18 protein-coding genes and 1 tRNA gene are annotated in these 18,509 nt (G+C 71.4%); 5 read left to right on the top strand and 14 right to left on the bottom strand.

The window, feature by feature from the left end; genetic code table 11:
• Window positions 1-71: 71 nt before the first annotated feature.
• The 4 genes from P3T34_RS21950 to P3T34_RS21935 all read right to left on the bottom strand — a co-directional run bounded on the left by P3T34_RS21950 (window position 72) and on the right by P3T34_RS21935 (window position 6,526).
• Entirely contained in the window at window positions 72-1,319 is a 1,248-nt protein-coding gene (locus tag P3T34_RS21950) for a S53 family peptidase (protein ID WP_280667746.1), read from the bottom strand.
• A gap of 467 nt (window positions 1,320-1,786) precedes the next feature.
• On the bottom strand, window positions 1,787-3,037 hold the full coding sequence (locus tag P3T34_RS21945) for a S53 family peptidase (protein ID WP_280667745.1): 1,251 nt from the start codon (window positions 3,035-3,037) through the stop codon (window positions 1,787-1,789).
• A gap of 334 nt (window positions 3,038-3,371) precedes the next feature.
• Window positions 3,372-5,780, bottom strand: coding sequence for a glycosyl hydrolase family 65 protein (locus P3T34_RS21940; RefSeq protein ID WP_280667744.1), 2,409 nt, complete (start codon window positions 5,778-5,780; stop codon window positions 3,372-3,374).
• Window positions 5,777-6,526 (bottom strand): beta-phosphoglucomutase family hydrolase, encoded by a 750-nt coding sequence (locus P3T34_RS21935; RefSeq protein WP_280667743.1) that lies wholly within the window; start codon window positions 6,524-6,526, stop codon window positions 5,777-5,779. Before P3T34_RS21935 ends, P3T34_RS21940 begins: the two co-directional genes overlap by 4 nt.
• Window positions 6,527-6,688: 162 nt before the next feature.
• On the opposite strand from P3T34_RS21935, the gene P3T34_RS21930 reads away from it, so the two are divergent.
• Window positions 6,689-7,735: an enoyl-CoA hydratase/isomerase family protein gene (locus P3T34_RS21930; protein WP_280667742.1), complete on the top strand. Its 1,047-nt coding sequence runs from the start codon at window positions 6,689-6,691 to the stop codon at window positions 7,733-7,735.
• A gap of 44 nt (window positions 7,736-7,779) precedes the next feature.
• Here the strand turns inward: P3T34_RS21930 and P3T34_RS21925 are convergent, their stop codons facing one another.
• The gene (locus P3T34_RS21925) at window positions 7,780-8,217 is read right to left on the bottom strand and encodes a helix-turn-helix domain-containing protein (RefSeq protein ID WP_280667741.1); all 438 of its coding nucleotides are present in this window, start codon (window positions 8,215-8,217) and stop codon (window positions 7,780-7,782) included.
• A 476-nt stretch (window positions 8,218-8,693) separates the two neighbouring features.
• Here P3T34_RS21925 and P3T34_RS21920 point away from each other — a divergent pair, with 476 nt between their 5' ends.
• A complete protein-coding gene (locus tag P3T34_RS21920) occupies window positions 8,694-9,419 on the top strand; it encodes a ScbR family autoregulator-binding transcription factor (RefSeq protein WP_280667740.1) in 726 nt (241 codons plus the stop codon).
• A gap of 27 nt (window positions 9,420-9,446) precedes the next feature.
• Here P3T34_RS21920 and P3T34_RS21915 read toward each other — a convergent pair whose 3' ends face one another.
• Together P3T34_RS21915 and P3T34_RS21910 are read right to left on the bottom strand one after the other, a co-directional pair.
• Window positions 9,447-9,950 (bottom strand): flavin reductase family protein, encoded by a 504-nt coding sequence (locus tag P3T34_RS21915; protein WP_280667739.1) that lies wholly within the window; start codon window positions 9,948-9,950, stop codon window positions 9,447-9,449.
• 120 nt (window positions 9,951-10,070) lie between these two features.
• A complete protein-coding gene (locus P3T34_RS21910; RefSeq protein WP_280667738.1) occupies window positions 10,071-10,751 on the bottom strand; it encodes a ScbR family autoregulator-binding transcription factor in 681 nt (226 codons plus the stop codon).
• 111 nt (window positions 10,752-10,862) lie between these two features.
• On the opposite strand from P3T34_RS21910, the gene P3T34_RS21905 reads away from it, so the two are divergent.
• Window positions 10,863-11,783: a ScbA/BarX family gamma-butyrolactone biosynthesis protein gene (locus tag P3T34_RS21905; RefSeq protein ID WP_280667737.1), complete on the top strand. Its 921-nt coding sequence runs from the start codon at window positions 10,863-10,865 to the stop codon at window positions 11,781-11,783.
• A 12-nt stretch (window positions 11,784-11,795) separates the two neighbouring features.
• On the opposite strand, the gene P3T34_RS21900 is transcribed toward P3T34_RS21905, so the two are convergent.
• The 3 genes from P3T34_RS21900 to P3T34_RS21890 all read right to left on the bottom strand — a co-directional run bounded on the left by P3T34_RS21900 (window position 11,796) and on the right by P3T34_RS21890 (window position 13,877).
• Complete coding sequence (locus tag P3T34_RS21900) at window positions 11,796-12,566, bottom strand: glucose 1-dehydrogenase (protein ID WP_280667736.1); 771 nt, start codon at window positions 12,564-12,566, stop codon at window positions 11,796-11,798.
• 88 nt (window positions 12,567-12,654) lie between these two features.
• Window positions 12,655-13,239: a TrmH family RNA methyltransferase gene (locus P3T34_RS21895; RefSeq protein ID WP_280667735.1), complete on the bottom strand. Its 585-nt coding sequence runs from the start codon at window positions 13,237-13,239 to the stop codon at window positions 12,655-12,657.
• Window positions 13,236-13,877 (bottom strand): methyltransferase, encoded by a 642-nt coding sequence (locus P3T34_RS21890; protein WP_280667734.1) that lies wholly within the window; start codon window positions 13,875-13,877, stop codon window positions 13,236-13,238. The genes P3T34_RS21895 and P3T34_RS21890 overlap by 4 nt, the downstream gene beginning before the upstream one ends.
• 392 nt (window positions 13,878-14,269) lie before the next feature.
• On the opposite strand from P3T34_RS21890, the gene P3T34_RS21885 reads away from it, so the two are divergent.
• Window positions 14,270-14,884, top strand: coding sequence for a hypothetical protein (locus tag P3T34_RS21885; protein ID WP_280667733.1), 615 nt, complete (start codon window positions 14,270-14,272; stop codon window positions 14,882-14,884).
• Window positions 14,885-14,924: 40 nt separating this feature from the next.
• Here the strand turns inward: P3T34_RS21885 and P3T34_RS21880 are convergent, their stop codons facing one another.
• Window positions 14,925-15,125 (bottom strand): hypothetical protein, encoded by a 201-nt coding sequence (locus P3T34_RS21880; protein WP_280667732.1) that lies wholly within the window; start codon window positions 15,123-15,125, stop codon window positions 14,925-14,927.
• Between the two features lie 44 nt (window positions 15,126-15,169).
• Between P3T34_RS21880 and P3T34_RS21875 the strand changes: the two genes are divergently transcribed.
• The gene (locus P3T34_RS21875; protein ID WP_348534679.1) at window positions 15,170-16,273 is read left to right on the top strand and encodes a tyrosine-type recombinase/integrase; all 1,104 of its coding nucleotides are present in this window, start codon (window positions 15,170-15,172) and stop codon (window positions 16,271-16,273) included.
• A gap of 266 nt (window positions 16,274-16,539) precedes the next feature.
• On the opposite strand, the gene P3T34_RS21870 is transcribed toward P3T34_RS21875, so the two are convergent.
• The 3 genes from P3T34_RS21870 to P3T34_RS21860 form a co-directional block, all read right to left on the bottom strand.
• Window positions 16,540-16,612 (bottom strand) — tRNA-Lys (locus P3T34_RS21870).
• A gap of 136 nt (window positions 16,613-16,748) precedes the next feature.
• Window positions 16,749-17,423: a nucleotidyltransferase domain-containing protein gene (locus P3T34_RS21865; protein WP_280667730.1), complete on the bottom strand. Its 675-nt coding sequence runs from the start codon at window positions 17,421-17,423 to the stop codon at window positions 16,749-16,751.
• A gap of 127 nt (window positions 17,424-17,550) precedes the next feature.
• A complete protein-coding gene (locus P3T34_RS21860; protein ID WP_280667729.1) occupies window positions 17,551-18,384 on the bottom strand; it encodes a TIGR02452 family protein in 834 nt (277 codons plus the stop codon).
• Window positions 18,385-18,509 lie beyond the last annotated feature (125 nt).

Raw genomic sequence — 18,509 nt, 5'->3', positions numbered from 1 at the left:
CCCCCCGGCAACACCGCTGCCCTCCCCCGCGCCGATGCGTGGGGGAGGGCAGCGGTTTCGAGCTTCGCGGGTCAGCCGGTGAAGGCTGCGAGGCCGTTCGGGGTGCCCAGGCCGGTGGGGCCGTCGTAGCCGGGCTCGGCGGTGCAGAGGTAGGCCGGGGAGCAGCTGGTCGTGGAGCCGGAGGTGACGTCGTTCAGCGCGCTGGGGTGGGCGTAGGCGTCGGCCGCCGGGATGGCCGCCGACGGGGTGCCCGCGTCGGCGTAGACCGCCGCGATGAGCGGGGAGGCCACGCTGGTGCCGCCGTAGACGTTCCAGCCCGAGCCGCCGTAGGTCTGGTAGACCGCGACACCGGTGGCCGGGTCGGCGACGGCCGAGACGTCCGCGACAGTGCGCTTGGAGCAGCCGGTGTCCTTCTGCCAGGTGGGCTTGGCGTCGTACGCCGAGCAGCCCGAGCCGGCGCCCTCGCTGCTGCTGGTCGACCACACCGACTCGGTCCAACCACGGGTGCTGGAGGCCTTCTTGAGCGCGGTGCCGCCGACGGCGGTGACGTAGCGGGAGGCCGCCGGGTACTCGACGCCGTAACCGCCGTCTCCGGAGCTGACGGTGATCGCCACACCCGGGTGGTTGAAGTACTTGGTGTCGTAGCTCGGGTCCGAGGAGGACTCGCTGCCGCCGTAGCTGTTGGAGACGTACTTGGCGCCCAGCTTGACGGCCTCGTTCACCGATATACCCAGGTTGGCCGTGCTCGCGGTCTTCGCCTCGACCAGGATGATGTGCGCGTTCGGGGCGATCGCCGAGACCATGTCGAGGTCGAGCGACTCCTCGCCCGCCCAGCCCTGGTTGTTGGCCGGCAGGGTGCTGGTGCCGGTCTGGCTGACCTGCTTGAAGCAGCCGTTGGCGACGGTGCAGGCCGGCAGGCCGTACTGGGCGCGGTAGACGGCCATGTCGGCTGCTGCCTTGGGGTCGTTGTACGCGTCGATGATGGCCACCGTCTGGCCCGCGCCGCCGTTCGCCGGGAGGTTGTACGCGCTGCGCAGGTCGCTCGGGCCGAAGCCGGACGGCGTCGCGTTCGGCGTGGTGCCCAGGGCGTTGACGTGCTCGGCGACACTGGTGACCCGCAGCGCGTTACAGGCCATCAGACCGGACGTCGGGGCGGCGCACGAGCGCACCCAGGAGGTCCCGTCGTGGCTGAACGTCTGCGGCGCGGCGGCCGCGCCGGCCGGGGCGGCCACGGCGAGCGCGGAGAGCGCCAGCGAGGCCGAGCCCACCAGGGCGACGGCGATCCGGCGGGTGGCAGGGGAGAACGGAGTGACGCGCAACGGACTGCTCCCTTTGGTCTGGGGTGAACCATGGGTGGAAAAGGGTGTGAGGGACCGCCACCTGGACGTGCGTGGTCCGGGTGCCGGGGGCGTGCGGTTGCGTGTGCCAGGTCCACCCAGGATCGGGTTCGAACCGGCTTGCGATGAGGCTAGACGGGCATGACCCCGTCAACAAGGGCTCGGCCGGAACTCCATCTGCCCGTTACCTGAAGGGGGTTGCCAACGCACGGGCAACCGACGGACCGTCACTTCGCGGTCACCCGGACGCAACAACGGCGTGCCCAAACTTGCCCGATCGGGCAAGTCGGGCAAGTCGGGCACGCCGCGGGGCATGCGGTGCCAGCGTGCTACTCCGCCGCGAGTCGGCGGCGGAGGAGCACTCCCCATGAGTGACGTCCCCCCGGCAACACCGCTGCCCTCCCCCGCGCCAATGTGCGGGGGAGGGCAGCGGTTTCGAGCTTCGCGGGTCAGCCGGTGAACGCCGCGAGGCCGTTCGGGGTGCCCAGGCCGGTGGGGCCGTCGTAGCCGACCTCGGCGGTGCAGAGGTAGGCCGGGGAGCAGCTGGTCGTGGAGCCGGAGGTGACGTCGTTCAGCGCGCTGGGGTGGGCGTAGGCGTCGGCCGCCGGGATGGCCGCCGACGGGGCGCCCGCGTCGGCGTAGACCGCCGCGATGATCGGCGAGGCCACGCTGGTGCCGCCGTAGACGTTCCAGCCCGAGCCGCCGTAGGTCTGGTAGACCGCGACACCGGTGGCCGGGTCGGCGACGGCCGAAACGTCCGCGACGGTGCGCTTGGAGCAGCCGGTGTCCTTCTGCCAGGTGGGCTTGGCGTCGTACACCGAGCAGCCCGAGCCGGCACCCTCGGTGCTGCTGGTCGACCACACCGACTCGCTCCAACCACGGGTCGTGGAGGACCTGGTGAGCGCGGTGCCGCCGACGGCCGTGACGTACTTCGAGGCCGCCGGGTACTCGACGCCGTAGCCGCCGTCTCCGGAGCTGGCGGTGATCGCCACGCCCGGGTGGTTGTAGTACGAGGTGTCGTAGCTCGGGTCCGAGGAGGACTCGCTGCCGCCGTAGCTGTTGGAGACGAACTTGGCACCCAGCTTCACGGCCTCGTTGACCGCGGTGCCCAGGTTGGCGGTGGTCGCGGTCTTCGCCTCGACCAGGATGATGTGCGCGTTCGGGGCGATCGCCGAGACCATGTCGACGTCGAGCGATATCTCGCCCGCCCAGCCGGAGTTGTTGCTCGGCAGGCTGCTGGTGCTGCCGGTCTGGCTGACCTTCTTGAAGCAGCCGTTGGCGGTGGTGCAGGCCGGCAGGCCGTACTGGGCGCGGTAGACGGCCAGGTCGGACTCGGCGTTGGGGTCGTTGTACGCGTCCACGATGGCCACGGTCTGGCCCGCGCCGCCGTTCGCCGGGAGGTTGTACGCGCTGAGCAGGTCGCTCGGGCCGAAGCCGGAAGGCGTCGCGTTCGGCGTGATGCCCATCGCGTTGATGTGCTCGGCGACGCTGGTCACCCGCAGCGCGTTGCAGGCCATCAGACCGGCGGTCGGGGTGGCGCACGAGCGCACCCAGGACGTCCCGTCGTGGCTGAACGTCTGCGGCGCGGCGACCGCGCCGGCCGGGGCGGCCACGGCGAGCGCGGAGAGGGCCAGCGAGGCCGAGCCCACCAGGGCGACGGCGATCCGGCGGGACGTGGGGGTGAACGGTGAGACGCGCAACGAACTGCTCCCTTTGGCTGGGGTGAACCGGGGGCGGAAACGGGTGTGGGGGACCGCCACATGGACATGCGTGGTCCACGTGCCGGGGCGTGCGATTGCCGTGAGCCAGGCCTTCCCTGGGTCGGGTTCGACCGGCTTGCGATGAGGCTAGTGAGGCATGCCCTGGTCAACAAGGGCTCGAGTGGATCTCCATCTGGCCGTTACCTGGAGGGGGTTGTAAACCGACTTACCGTCACTTCGCGGTCACCCGCACGCAACAACGGCGTGCCCAAACTTGCCTGACCAGGCAAGTCGGGCACGCCGCGGGGCGTGCAGTGTCAGTGGGCTACTCCGCCTACTCCGCCGCGAGATGGTCCGGCGCGCCGCCGATCACCGATCCGGTGGCCGGGCCCGCCTGCGACTGACGGCGTGCCGGCTCGCGTCCGAGCGGCTGGGTGGGGCGCTCGCCCGCCTTGGGGGTGGCGGTCGGCCGCTGCACCGGCTTGTTGACCGCGACCGTCAAGTCCTCGCCGTCGTGCGACAGTCGCAGCCGGGAGCCCTCGCGCAGGCTGTAGGTGGTCGACTCGTGGGTGATCTCGACCCGCAGCAGGTGCTGGCGGACCTTCATCGAGAAGCTCAACCGGACCAGCCCGGCCGGCAGCCGGGGTTGGAAGGCGAGCACGTCACCGTGGTCGCGCAGACCGCCGAAGCCGCTCACCAGGGCGAGGCACGAGCCGGCCAGCGAGGCCATGTGCAGGCCGTCGCGGGTGTTGCCGCCCAGGTCGTGCAGGTCCATCATGGCGGCCTCGGCGGTGTAGTCGTAGGCGAGGTCCAACTGCCCCACCTCGGCTGCGATCACCGCCTGGCTGCAGGCCGAGAGCGAGGAGTCCCGCACCGTCAACCGCTCGTAGTAGGCGAAGTTGCGGACCTTCTGCTCCGGGCTGAAGGCGTCCCCGCGCATCTGCATCGCCAGCACCAGGTCCGCCTGCTTGACCACCTGCTTGCGGTACAGGTCGAAGTACGGGTAGTGCAGCAGCAGCGGGTACTTCTCGGGCGGCGTGCCCTCGAAGTCCCACTGCTGGTGGTCGGTGAAGCCGTCCGCCTGCGGGTGCACGCCGAGCTTGGCGTCGTACGGGATGTACATCGCGGCGGCCGCGTCGCGCCAGGCCGCGGTCTCCTCGGTGTCCACGCCCAGGGCCGCCGCCTGGAGTTGGTGGCGGGTGGCGGCCTCGGCGGCGGCTCGCAGGTTCGTCTGGGCCATCAGGTTGGTGTAGACGTTGTTGTCCGCCACAGCGCTGTACTCGTCCGGGCCGGTGACGCCCTCGATCCGGAACCGGCCGGCCGAGTCGTGGTGTCCCAGCGAGCGCCACATCCGCGCAGTCTCCACCAACAGCTCGACGCCGTAGGAGCGTTCGAACTCGACGTCGCCGGTGGCACGCACGTAGCGGGCCACCGCCATCGCGATGTCGGCGCCGATGTGGAAGGCCGCGGTGCCGGCCGGCCAGTACCCTGAGCACTCCTCGCCGCGGATCGTCCGCCAGGGGAACACCGCTCCCGCCAGGCCGAGTTGGGCCGCCCGCTCGCGGGCCAGCGGCAACGTGGTGTGCCGCCAGCGCAGCGCCTGGCCGACCGCACTCGGCAGGGCGTAGGTGAGCACCGGAAGCACAAAGGCCTCGGTGTCCCAGAAGCTGTGCCCGTCATAGCCAGGACCGGTCAACCCCTTGGCGGGGATGGCGCGTTCCTCGCTGCGAGCGGCGGACTGCAGGACGTGGAACTGCGCGAAGCGGACGGCCTGCTGGAGCTCGACATCGCCGTCGATCTCGATGTCGCTGGTGTTCCAGAAGGCGTCCAGGTACTCCTTCTGCTCGGCCACCAGGCCCTCCCAGCCGGAGTACCGGGCGGCGGTCAGCGCGGCCTCCACCTGGTCCCGGACGGCGGGCAGCGAACGGGTCGCCGACCAGCCGTAGGAGATGAACTTGACCAGCCGCAGCCGCTCGCCGGGCTTGAGCACGGTGGTCACACTGATCCGGGCCTGGTCGTCGCGGCTCTCGGCGGTGACGCTGACGCCCTTGGGACCCTCGATCACATGGTCCATGCCGGCCGCCACCCGCAACTCGCTGTAGCGGGTGCGGTGCACGAGCGAGGCGGTGGTCCCGGCGGCGTGGTGCCCCTCCGCGACCAGTGGCGCCTCCAGCACCGCCGAGGCGCGTGGATCGCCGTCGGCGCCCGGCAGTTGCTCGTTGGCGACCAGCTCGGACTGGAGCACGATCCGGACCGTGTCGTCGACCGCCTCGACCTCGTACTCGATCGCGGCGATCGCCCGCTGGGTGAGCGAGACCAGGCGCTTGGAGCGGACGATGACCGTCCGGCCGGCCGGCGAGGTCCACTTGGCCTCGCGGCGCAGCACGCCCTCGCGGAAGTCCAGCCAGCGCCGGTGGTCGAGCGCGTCGCCGTAGCGCAGGTCGAAGGGCTCGTCGTCCACCAGCAGGCGGATGATCTTGCCGTTGGTGACGTTGATGACGCTCTGGCCGGACTCCGGGAAGCCGTAGCCACCCTCCGGATAGGGCAGCGGGCGCAGCTCGAAGACGCCGTTCAGATACGTCCCCGGCAGGCCGTGCGGCTCCCCCTCGTCGAGGTTGGCGCGCAGGCCGATATGGCCGTTGGAGAGCGCGAAGAGCGACTCCGCGCGGGCCAGGCCGACCAGGTCGACGCGGTGCTCGGTCAACCCCCAGGGGTCGACGGCGAATCCCTCCTGGCTGGTCATCGGCGCTCCCCCTCGAACAAGTCGGACAGGTCGTCCACCACCAGGTCGGCGCCGTTGGCGCGCAGCGCGTCGGCCTGGCCGGTGCGGTTCACCCCGACCACTACGCCGAAGCCGCCGGCCCGGCCGGAGGCCACCCCCGCCAGGGCGTCCTCGAAGACGGCCGCGTGCTGCGGCTCGGTCTTCAGGGCCCTGGCGGCGGCCAGATAGGTGTCCGGCGCCGGTTTGCCCGGCAGTCCGTCCCGGCGGGCCGTCTCGCCGTCGATCACCACGTCGAACAGCCCGTCGATGCCGGCCGCCCGCAGCACGTCACGGCAGTTGGCGCTGGAGGAGACCACGGCGCGGGGCAGGCCGAGCACCCGCAGCCGGTGCAGGTACTCCACCGAGCCGGCGTACGGCTGGACGCCCTGCTCGCGGATCAGCCGCAGCACGGTGTCGTTCTTCGCCGTGCTCAGCCCGTAAACGGAGCGGGTGCCGGGCAGGTCGGCGGCGCTGCCCTCGGGCAGCCGGATGTCGCGCGACGCGAGGAAGGAACGGGTGCCGTCCAGGCGCGGTTTGCCGTCCACGTACCGGTCGTAGTCCTCGACCGGGTCGAAGGGGACGAACTCCTCGTCGGTGCGGCGGGCCTCCTCGCGCAGGAAGCCGTCGAACATCGACTTCCAGGCGGCGGCGTGGACTTTGGCGGTCTGCGTCAGCACACCGTCGAGGTCGAAGAGGAAGGCGTGAATGTGGTCCGGTAGCCCCAGCATGCCTGTCAGTCTCGCCCAGAACCGGCCTGCCGAACCCGATTCGGCTCGGCGCGTCGCTCGCGCCGTCCAGGACCGCCCGGTGCCGGCGAGGTCTCCGTTCGGCTTGTTCCGGCCACCCGCTACCGTGGCAGCGGCACGGCCCGACCCGCGAGGAGCACCCCGATGAGCACGCAGTCCGACGACTCCGTCCTGGCGCGCAAGGACGGGCGGGTGGGGCGGCTCACCCTCAACCGGCCGCGGGCGATCAACGCCCTCGACCACGCCATGGTCCGCCGGCTGCACGCCGTCCTCGCCGACTGGGAGCAGGACGAGCAGGTGCTCGCCGTGGTGGTCACCGGCGCGGGCGAGCGAGGGCTGTGCGCGGGCGGGGACATCCGCTTCTTCCATGACGACGCCAAGCTCGGTGGGGCCGGTGCGCGCGCCTTCTTCCACGACGAGTACCTGCTCAACCACCGGATCGCGGGCTACCCGAAGCCGTATGTCGCGGTGATGGACGGGCTGGTGCTGGGCGGCGGGGTCGGCGTCTCGGCGCACGGCTCGGTCCGGGTGGTCACCGAGCGCAGCTCGCTGGGCATGCCGGAGACGGCCATCGGCTTTGTGCCGGACGTCGGCGGCACCCGGCTGCTCGCGCTGGCGCCCGGCGAGCTGGGCACCCACCTTGCGCTGACCGCCGGGCGGCTCAGCGGCGCGGACGCGGTGTACTGCGGCTTCGCCGACCACCACGTGCCGTCGCAGCGGCTGGCGGCCTTCACCGAGGCCCTGGCCGGCGTCGAACCGGCTGCCGCGGTGGCCGAGTTCAGCGCCCCGGCCGGGCCGTCCGAGCTCGCCGCCGAGCGCGAGTGGATCGACCACTGCTACGCGGCCGACAGTGTCGAGGAGATCCTGGAGAGGCTGGCGGACAGCGGGCTGCCGCAGGCCAAGGAGGCGGCCGAGCAGATCCTCGCCAAGTCGCCGACCGCGCTGAAGGTGACGCTGGCGGCGCTGCGCCGGGCCCGTCGGCTGGTCTCGCTGGGCGCGGTGCTCGACCAGGAGTACCGGGTGTCCTGCGCGGGCCTCGCCTCGCCGGACCTGATCGAGGGCGTCCGGGCGCAGGTCATCGACAAGGACCGCAACCCGCGCTGGTCGCCGGCCACCCTGGCCGAGGTCTCCCCGGCCGAGGTCGAACGGCACTTCGCGCCGCTCGGCGAGGCCGAACTCGGCCTCGCCTGACGGGCTTCCGGGGCTTTCGCGCGAAAGCCGCTAGCCGCTAGCCCCTAGCCGCGGCGGTTCTTGGCCGCCTCGCGGGAGGCCTCGCGGCGGGCGATCGCGTCGATCAGGTCGCTCACCGTGTCCAGCCCCTCGGGGGAGAGGTTGACCGCGCGCAGGGCCATGCTGCGCACCCCCGCGTCACGCAGCGCGCCCAGCAGGGCGATCTCCTTGGCGATTTCGCCGCCCTGCTCCTCGTCGAAGAAGTAGGCGGGCGGGACCTGGAAGAACTGGGCCAGCGCCTCAAGGTGCCGCTTGGTCGGGTTGTTGCGACGGCCGGTGCGCAACTGCCAGAGGTAGGTGGCGGAGAAGCTCTCACCGGTGACCTCGCGACAGGCCTTCGCCACCTCTTCGTGGCTGTACTGCTCGCGGTTGGGACGGCGGACGGTCCGGAACAGCGCGTCGATCTTCTCCGAGAGTGCCGTCGCTTCGGCCGAATCGGTCATCCCGTCGCTCCTCCGGTCGCCAGATCGCAGCAGCTCACACAGATGCTCTTTGCTGCGGACCCCATACTAGTTGCAGCCCATGCGCCCTTTGAATACCACTGGTTGAAGACCGTCGGCGGGTGCCACTCAATCACCGGCCGTCCACCCGCCCTGCGCCGAGTGGACGGCCCGCGCCTGGCCTCGTCGGCCCAGTGAGCTGCCTCGGATCGGCATCGGGCAAAACATACCATCCGTGCTGTTCCTCGCGGATCCCCTGAGTCCCATGGGTCACTCACGCCACACTCCAGCAGAGCGTACTGGCCTGCCAAAGCCACCCAAGACGGGCGCAGGGCAATGGACTTGGCGCTTCCACCGACCCTGGCAAGGGCGATGGCACCGCAGGCAGGCGCCGTCGCTGTCGATGCGTCGAATCCAAGACAAAACATCGCGGTTGGTTTTATAGTGACGCCCATGCATCCCACCAGAGGCGGTTCCCGGTGACGAAACAGGAACGTTCGGCCCGCACCCGCCGCGAGCTGATCCGCTCGGCGGCCGAGGCCTTCGACCAGTACGGCTACATCCAGGCGAGGATGGCCGGCATCAGCTCCGAGGCCGGGGTGAGCTCGGGCGCGCTGCACTTCCACTTCGAGAACAAGGCCGCGCTGGCCGCCGCCGTCGAGGCCGAGGCCGCCCTCGCGCTGCGCGGCGCGGCCCGCAGCGCGAGCCTGACCGGCCGCAACGCGCTGCAGGTGCTGACCGACACCTCACACGAACTCGCGGACCTGCTCCGCTCGGACGTCACGGCGCGGGCCGGGTTCCAGCTGAGCTGCGACGGCGCGAAGGGCCCCGGGCTCAGCCTTCGCCAGGAGTGGCAGAGCTGCGTGCAGCAGCTGCTCTCGCAGGCGGCGCTCGAGGGCGTGCTCGCCCCGGGCGCCTCCCAGCAGAGCCTGGCCGCCGCGATCGTGGCCGCCACCACCGGGTTCGAGGTGCTCGGCCGGACGAACCGGGAGTGGCTCTCGCGCAGCGCCCTGACCGGATTCTGGCAACTGCTGCACCCCGTCCTGGCGACGCCCGAGGCGCTGGCCGGACTGAATCCGGCCGGCACCCCGGACCTCTCGGTGGACTTCGCCGCGAACGCCCCGGCGGACATTCCCCACCAGAGCGCGGTCACCAGCCGACCCGCCGTCCGAACCGCCGTCCGACCGGTCGGCGCACTCGTCTGACGGCGGGCGGGCGGCGACCGCTCCCACTCAGTGGGCGGCGGCCAACTCCTGGTTCCAGACGCTGTAGTGGCGCTTGAAGTAGAGCAGCGCCTCACGGGCCGCCACCTCCGCGCCCTCCACCCGGGCGATGAAGATCCAGTGGTCACCCCCCTCGACGGTGTCGACCACCCGGCACTCGGCGTAGGCCAGCGCGACGTCCGCGAGGATCGGCGCACCGTCGGCCAGCGCCGAGGGCCGCCAGTCGACGGCGGTGAACTTGTCCGTCTCCTTGCCCGCGAAGAGCCGCGAGACCTCCTCTCCGGAGGACGCCAGCACATTGACCACGAACGCCCCGGAGGCGGCGATCGCAGGCAGCGTCTGCGAGTTCTTGTCGACGCAGATCAGCAGCAGGGGTGGCGCGGCGGACACCGCGCAGACGGCATTGCAGGTGAATCCGCGGGGTTGGCCCTGGTCGTCCAGCGCCGTGATCACCGAGACGGATGTCGGAAAGGAACCGAAGACCTCACGGAAACGCTCGGGGCTTATCGCCATGTCGACTTCACCGTCATTCTCGTGCGGGGGCGGATACGTGGACCAGGAGGGTCACCGAACCGCCTGGATTCACACTGGAATCGCAGCCCCGGCGCCGACCCCGCGCACCCGCCACCAGCGCTACGACCCCGCTGTTTCCGCTGCCAGCGCCGCCTGCGCCACCTGCGCCGACTCCCGGGCCTGGGCGACGAGTCGGGTGCCCCGGTCCGCCGCGGTGTCCAGCCGGGCCAGCACGGCCGGCACCGCGATTCCCGGCAGCAGGTGGTCGAAGAGCTGGGCGATCTCGCTCTCCAGGCTGTACTCCTCCGGCAGCCCCTCCGCCACCAGCTCCACGCCCGTCCACGCACCCACCACCAGCCGGGCGGTGTCGGTCGGGACCACGTGCGCCAGCACCTCCCCGTTCTCCTTCGCCTGCTGGATCAGCCCGGCCAGCAGCGAGATCCAGTCGGGCCACCGGGTCCCGAACATCGCCCGCGCCTTCTTGTCCACCGACAACCGGATCGAGGCGCTCAACAGCGGTTCCCTGGGCAGTCGGTAGGCCAGTGCCATCGCGGTGTCCACCAACTCCTGGAGCCGGTAGGTCTGCGACAGCACGCCGTCGGTCGTCACCGCCTCGTCGAGCACGCCGCGCGCCAGCTCCTCCTTGGACGAGAAGTGGAAGTACAGGGCGCCCTTGGTCAGGTGAGCGCGGGCGAGGATCTCCGCGATGGTCGCGGCCTCGTAGCCGAACTCGTCGAAGACCGAGGCCGCTGCCTCGAGGATCACCCGACGGGTCCGGATCCCACGCTCCTGCTGTGCCATGGCGCTGCTCACCTTCACAATCAGTGGCTTGAAAAACAAACCAGTCAGTCTGTATGTTACAGAAAGGCGATTCGAACGCCCGGGTGAACACCATGCTCTCAAGGGGACACGTTGCACCAGACGCTTCTCGCTCCCCCGGCAGCCGCGGGGATAGCCAGAGAGCTCGTCCACCTCACGACGGACGAGTCGGTACTCCTGACCGGCTGGACCCGGCACACCCCGAACCGCTTCTCGCTCACGGCCCGCTGGCCCGCCGCAACCTCCGGCGCCAGCAGCACCGGCAGCAGACGGCCTGACCCGCTGCTCGTCCCGCAAACGGTCAGACAGAGCGGACTCCTCATCGCGCACGCCGAGTTCGACGTCCCGCTCGGCTACCAGACGCTGCTGGAGCAGCTGGACCTGACGCTCGCCGCAGACCCGCGGCTGCCCGTCGACAGACCGGCCCTGCTGGACGTCGAACTCGTCTGCACCGAAGCCGGACGGCACGGCCGAAGACTCACCGGCCTCGACCTGGACATCGCCATCCGCCACGACGGCCGCCTCGTCGCGCGGTCGGCCACCCGGTTCTCGTGGATCTCCCCCGCGGTCTACCGCCGACTGCGCGGCGAGCGCGCGACCGTCACCGGCTGGGGCGAATGGCCACTGCCCGCCCCCGTGCCACCGACCGACGCCGGCCGCGCCACAGCCCCCGAGGTCCTGCTCTCCCCCACCGGCCGTCCGCTGCACTGGCAGCTGCGCTGCGATCCCGCCAACCGCGTGCTCTTCGACCACCCGGTCGACCACGTCCCGGGATTGGCCCTGCACGAGGCCGCCTGCCAGGCCGCCGCCCAGTGCACCTCGACGCTCTTCGCCCCGACCTCGGCGGTCACCACCTTCAGCCGCTACGTGGAGTTCGACGCGCCCTGCTGGATCGAGGCCTCGACCGTCCCCAGCAGCTCCCCGGACACCGTCACCGTGCTGGTGACCGGTCGGCAGGCCGGCGCGCCCGCCTTCCACTCCACCTTCACCGGCCCGGCCGTCGCCGGCAGCTGAACTCCCGCCGCGTCACTGGTTGCAGAAGCCGCCGTCCACCGGCATCACGACCCCGGTGACGAACGACGCCCGGTCGCTGCACAGCCAGGCCGCCGCCTCGGCGATCTCCTCCGGGCCCGCGGTACGCCCCTGCGGCGTCATGCCCTGGACCACCTCCTCCAGCCCGGGGTTGCGATCGAACCAGTCGACGGTGATCTCGCTGCGAGTGACCCCCGGCGCCACCGAGTTGACCCGGATCCCCTGGCGCGCGTACTCCGCGGCCGCGGCCCTGGTCAGACCGACCACGGCGTGCTTGGAGGCCACATAGGGCGCGGCGGCCGGTATCGCCACCAGCCCACCGACGCTGCTGTTGTTGACGATCGCACCGCCGCCGCTCGCCAGCATCGCCCGGATCTCATGGCGCAGGCAGTTCCACACCCCGCGCACATTGGTGTCGATGATGGCGTCGTAGACGTCGTCGTCCATCAGGTGCAGCGGAGTCTGGTCCCCGCCGATTCCGGCGTTGTTGAAGGCCGCGTCCAGTCGGCCGAAGCGCTCCACGGCGAAGTCGACCGCCCGGGCGACATCCTGACTGTTCGTCACATCGCCTACCACGTAGGCGGCTTCAGCGCCCTTGTGCCGGAGCTCCGCGACCAGCGCGGCCAACTGCGCCTCCCGGCGGGCGAACAGCACCACCGTCGCGCCCTCCCGGGCGAAGACCCGCGCCGCCGCCGCGCCGATACCGCTGCTCGCGCCCGTGATCAGCGCGATTCTGCCGGACAGAAGCCCGTTGTTGTCGTCCATGGGCGGCAGTGTGCCATGCACCCTCGGACCCCCGCCGACCAGGCCCGGAGGCTGTCGGCGGGACCCCTACGGCCTGTTCACCGCGCGGCTACTCCTCGTCGAGGTCCAGGTCCCCGATGAAGTCACCCTCCACGCCGTCCGGCAGACCGCTGAGCGCGTAGCCCTGCCGACGGGCCTCGTAGCAGCCGGCGACCAGCGCCGAGGAGACGTTGAGCGAGCCGACCCGGCCCAACTGCGGGACGAAGGCCACGGCATCGCAGAGCGCCAGGCCCTCCGGCGTCACGCCGCGGTCCTCGTGCCCGACCATCAGGCAGGCGGCGGGCGTCAGTTCGGTGGCGAACAGCGGCACGGCGTCGTCCGCCAGCTCCAGACCCACGATCCGGTAGCCGTCGGCCCGCGCCTGGGCCACCGCCTCGGCGACCGTCTCGAAATGCTGCGCCTTGAGGTAGCGGTCCGTCCCCATCGCGGCCTTCTGCGCGCCGGAGGACCGGATCGAGGGGGTGTCGCCGGTCAGGTACAGCTGCTCCGCACCCATCGCGGCGGCCGTGCGGACGATCGACCCCACGTTGAACGGCGACTGCAGGTTCTCCAGGATGACGGCGAGCCGGAAGTCGTTCGCCCGGCGCCACGTCCGGTGCAGGCGCTTCAGGTCGGTCCCGCGGAGCTGCTTCACGTTGCTGTACCTCGTCCACTGTCGGGGCCCGCGCCCTCGGGGCGGGGACGTGCTTCAAGAATGCGGAACCCGCTGACCGACGTGACCCGCGTGGTCGGATAGCCCTGGTCGTTGAGCCACGTCATCAGCGAGTCGGCGCCGAGGTGGCGCTGCACCACCAGGAACGCCGACCCCTCCGGCACCAGCCGGCCGAGCCACTGGTGCAGCATCCCGCGCAGCACCGGCTTGCCGACCCTGATCGGCGGGTTCGAGTAGATCGTGGCGAACCGGACGTCCTCGGGGACGTCGTCGGGCAGCGCCGCCTGGACGTTGCCGAGCTTCAGCTTCTGCGCGTTGAGCGTGACCAGCTCCAGCGCGCGGGTGTTCACGTCCACGCCCCAGACCGGCAGGCGCTTGCGCCGCGACGCCCAGGTCAGCGCGATCGGCCCGTACCCGCAGCCCAGGTCGAGGATCGGCCCCCGCACCCGTGGCGGCGGCGCGTGCTCCAGCAGCACCCTGGTCCCCGGATCCAGCTGGCTGCGCGAGAAGACACCCGCGTCCGTGGTGAGCTCCAGGGTGATGTCGGGCAGCCTCACCGTGATCTCGCGCCGCTCACTGGCGACCTCGGGAGCACCGTTGAAATAGTGCGAGCCGGACATGCGTACCCTCTCCTGGATGTTCAACCCCGATCGTACCCTCGTCCCACCGACCGGCCGATCTGCCGGCACGGAACGGCGCCGCGGCTGCCCCGGCTCCCGGTCGGGATGTCCGCCCCGGGACGACGTCGACCGACCTCCCACCGACTTCGTCCCGGCACGCGAGCCCCCCGCCGCACTCCCGGACGCCGTGGTCCGGGCGGGGCGGCGGCGGTGCGGCGGGCAGCACCGCCGGGACGGCTGCCGACTCCCCTGCGAGGGCCTTGAAATCAAGCGATTGAATGTCAGGACGACTGCTGCGGGGGGCGGCTGGTAGATGTTGAGGCGCGCGGGACGTCCGCCGGGGGAGCCGGTACCGGGGGGATCACCCCGCCGACTTCGTACGAGGAGGAACCATGACCGCTCGCACCATCCTGGCGAAGCTGCACGGCCGGACGGCGGTGGGTGTGCCCCGGTGGGCCGTCTGGACCGCGTACGCCACCACCCTGACCACGCTGCCCTCCTGCGTCTGGCGGATCGTGGCGATCAACCTGCACGGACCGCTACTGGAACGAAGCGCGACGGTCGTGCACGGCCATGGCCTGGTGCTGTTCACCGGCCTCTGGTACGTGGTCGCCCTCAGCATCGTCAGTGAGGGGCTGGCGTACCTCACCGTCGGGCTGGTCAGCGAGTGGGGCGAGGTCGTTCCACGGTGGATTCCCGGGCTGGGTGGCCGACGCGTGCCGATCCTCGCCGCCGTCGTGCCGGCCGGCCTCGGCGCGGCGGTGCTCAGCGTGCTCTTCCCCTACACCCTGCTCATGTTGAGCCTCGGCCGGATGGTCAACGGGACCCGCGGCACGGGGGTGGTCGTGCACGGCTGGCAGGCGGTCGTCTTCGCCGTCTCGTACGCGCCCCTGGCCGCCTGGGGGCCGCTGCTGGGCACCGTGACCGTGCACTACTACCGGCGTCGGCGCCGTGCCGCCGGCCACCCGGTCACGGCCCGGCAGGCCGGGGCCGCCCTGCCGGGCTGACGGCCGGCGCCCTGCCCTGCCCTGCCGGTCGATCCGCCCGTCAGGCGCCTTCGTGTGCCCGCCAGGCGTCGTGGAGCCGGGCGAGATGGTCGAACCCGGCGTCCTTGAGCTGCTTCAGCATCGCCATGCAGTCGTCGACGGTGCCGAACATGCCACTCGTCTCGAAGTACCGGTCGAACGCCTGGGCGACGAGGAACTCGCGGTCCTCCGGACTCGGGCTGTTCAGCTCCCCGGACAGCACGGCGCCCTCGGCTGAGCACCGCCACGTGGTTGGAGCGGTGGCTGGTGGGCGCCGAGGAGCGCCTTCGTCCCACGACGGTGCGCGGCTACCGAAAGCACGTCGAGCAGTACCTGGTTCCGCTGCTCGGGCAGGTTTCCCTGCGCGGATTGACCTATACGGACATCCAGTTGGCGTTCGCCAGGATCGCTCAGAAGCACCTTGCCGCCGACCGCGGGCCGCTCAGCGCGAGCACGGTTCGGCGGATCCAGGCCATGCTGCGCGCGGCTCTGGCTGCTGCGGTCAACGCCGGGCTGATCGACCACAACCCGGCCCGCGATCTCGATCCTCCCAGGGAGCAGCGCCCGCAGCCGCAGGTCTGGACTGACTCCCTCGTCGAGCAGTGGGGCCGTACCGGCGAGCGTCCCTCGGTGGCGGTGTGGACGCCCCTCCAGACGGCGACGTTCCTCCACCTCATCCGCGATCACCGCCTGCACGCCCTCTACCGCCTGTACGCGACCCGGGGCCTGCGCCGCGGCGAAGCGCTCGCACTGCGGTGGAGCAACATCGACTTCGAACGCCGCGTGCTGACCATCGAGCGCCAGCTGCAGAAGCTGCCGGGCGGAAAGATCACGGACTGCGAGCCGAAGAGTCGCGCCGGCAAACGCCAGATCGCGCTCGACCACGACACCATCCGCTCCCTGCGCGCCCAGCAACACCGCCAGCAGGCCGACAAGGCCGCCGCGGGCGACACCTGGGTGGAGAGCGGATACGTCTTCGCAAGCCCGCAAGGCGGGCCACTCGCCCCGGATCACGTGGGGCACGTCTTCCAGCAGTTGGTACGCACCCATGGACTCCCGCCGGTGCGGCTGCACGACCTACGCCACGGAGCCGCAAGCCTCGCCCTGACCGCCCATGTAGACCTGAAGGTCATCCAGCACCAGGTCGGGCACGCCAGCATCGTCACCACCGCGGACACATACGTGTCCGTGATGCCGCAGACTACCCACGAGGGAGCAGAGGCCACTGCCCGGCTCCTGCGAGAGGCCGCCCGGGAGTACGCGCGTAGCCAGCGAGGCAAGCCACCCACCGGAAGGAACCCCTCGATCCGCCAGAGCAGTGTGAGGAGTTCCCGGTTCATGCCCGCCACAGCGCGACCGCGTCGACTCTGAACTTCGGATGGTAGGTCGAGGACCTTGCCACGCGGATCTTCACCTTCCTGGATAACAAGATCCATTGTCAGGCGTGTCCGCATCGCGGGGGTCACCTCAGGTCAACAATCGAGACCGAAGGGCACACCAGGGGCCAACACCCCCAAGGACCCATGGTGCCATTACGGACAAATCGGCCAGGCACATCCTTGCCAGCACTTGGCGCAACGAGCGCCGAGGATGACAAAAGGCCAGGTCAGAGGCTATCTGACCTGGCCTTTTGAGAGTGGGGCGCCAGGGGCTCGAACCCTGAACCTACGGATTAAAAGTCCGCAGCTCTGCCGATTGAGCTAGCGCCCCGCTGGCGGGGCGACCACGTGGTGGTACGGCACCTGCCGCGATGATCCTACCCGGTGATCCCTGTGGGTTGGCCAGTGTTTTGGCCGCCGCGCGGGTCGAGGCGGCGGCCGCGGGTGCCGGTGCTGGCTGCGGCGGCTCAGGCGGCGGTGCTCAGGTGGACGCGGCGCAGGCGGCGCAGCCAGGCCTCGGCTGCCGCCTCGTCCGGCGCGTCGGGCAGCACGCCCGGGCGCTGGAAGCGCTGCTCGGCGTCGGCCAGCAGCGGCGCGGCGAGTTCCGGACGCTCCGCGAGGCGCTCGCCCAACTCCCGCACCCGCTCCGGCTGCTCCAGTCGGACCCGCAGCTCGCCGGTCTCGTGCAGCCGCACGCCCTGCTCCAGCAGCCGCACCAGGTGGCGGGCGTGCTTGGCGCCCTGGGTCCGGGATCGGGCGTCCGTACGGTCCCGGGTCTGCAGCTTCCTGAACTGCTGGGTCGCGTAGCCGAGATAGGAGTCGCGCACCGCCCGTGCGCTCAGCAGGCGGCTGCGCAGGCCGATCAGCTCGTCCCCGAGGTCCGTCCTGACCTCGTACAACTCATCGGGCAGCCAGGCGAGTTCGGAAGCCGTCGGATTGCAGCTCAGGGCCAGCCGGCACCACTTCGCCGCCTCGTGCCAGGTCCGGTCGGGCGCGGTGCTCACCTGCGACTCGGCCGGGCGGCGCAGGCCGTGCAACTCCTCGGTCCCGACGGCGAACACGCCCAGGCGGTCCACGTCGGACCCCTCGTGCGCGAGCCCGTACGCGGTCGAACCCACGATGCCGGACAACACCTCGTACATGACGCACCCCCTCTCTCCAGCCCGAGTCTCCCGGTGCCGCGACCGGCTGCGCGACCCAATTACGCGCGACCCAATGACGCGACCCAATGACGCGACCCGATGACGCGACCCGATGACTCAGCCCAACTCAGCCGGCGAGCGCGCCGCCGAACCGGGCCTCGAAGGCCGCGCGGTTCACCGAGACCGGCGTGCGGTCCCACACCGCGAAGACCACCCGGTCGAACGCCGCACCGTCCCGCTCCAGCGCGGCCTCGAAGGCGGCCGCCACCTCGGCCGGGTCGTTGGCGAACACGCCGCAGCCCCATGCCCCGAGCACCAGTTCGCGCACCGCGTGCCGCGCCGCGACCGCGAGCACCCTTACGGCCCGCTCGGCCAGCACCTCCCGCACGTCGACGCTCGCCGACCGGCGGCGGAGCTGACCCGCGTTGGGCGCCGGCGAGGTGAGGAAGGAGACCTCGTACGGCTGCGCCGCCAACTCGCCCCGCCCGTCCCGGATCACCGGCACGTCCGGCGAGAAGATCACCCGGTGGCTGTAGCGCAGGTCGTCGCTCGCGCGGTGCGCCGCGTAGTAGTCGGGGGCGTCCCGCAGGCACGAGTAGAGCAGGGCGGTGCGGCAGAGGTCCTCCTCCTGGGCCCGCGCGCCGCGCAGGTAGCCGCCGCCGGGGTTGCGCGCGGAGGCGAAGTTGAGCACGCCGACCCGCCGTCCGCCCGCCCGGTACAGCCGCTCGGCGGCCTGCATGCTGCCCTCGGCCGTCACCTCCGGCACGGTCGGGGCCGGCCCGGCGGGCGGTTGCGACGCCAGTAGCGCGGCCAGCTGCTCCGGCGCGTAACTGACCGTCCCGGCCCGCGCCGCGGCCAGCCGCCGCGCCACCTCCACCACCGCGCCGCCGGGGCCCTGGTAGCTCCCGCGCTCGGCGATCTCCTCGTTCACTGCGGCCACTTGATGCAATCTGCTGCTCATGCCGCCGACCGTACGCAACTTCGCATCGCCGCGCCAGCGAGTTGTTCTCACTTGTAGCACAACCGTTTCAGAGCCGGCGCCGGATACGCCAACGGGCCCGCCCCACCGAAGTGGAGCGGGCCCGT

It is taken from the genome of Kitasatospora sp. MAP12-44 (assembly GCF_029892095.1).
Classification (GTDB): Bacteria; Actinomycetota; Actinomycetes; order Streptomycetales; family Streptomycetaceae; genus Kitasatospora.
This window is presented reverse-complemented; position numbering and strand designations above follow the sequence as displayed.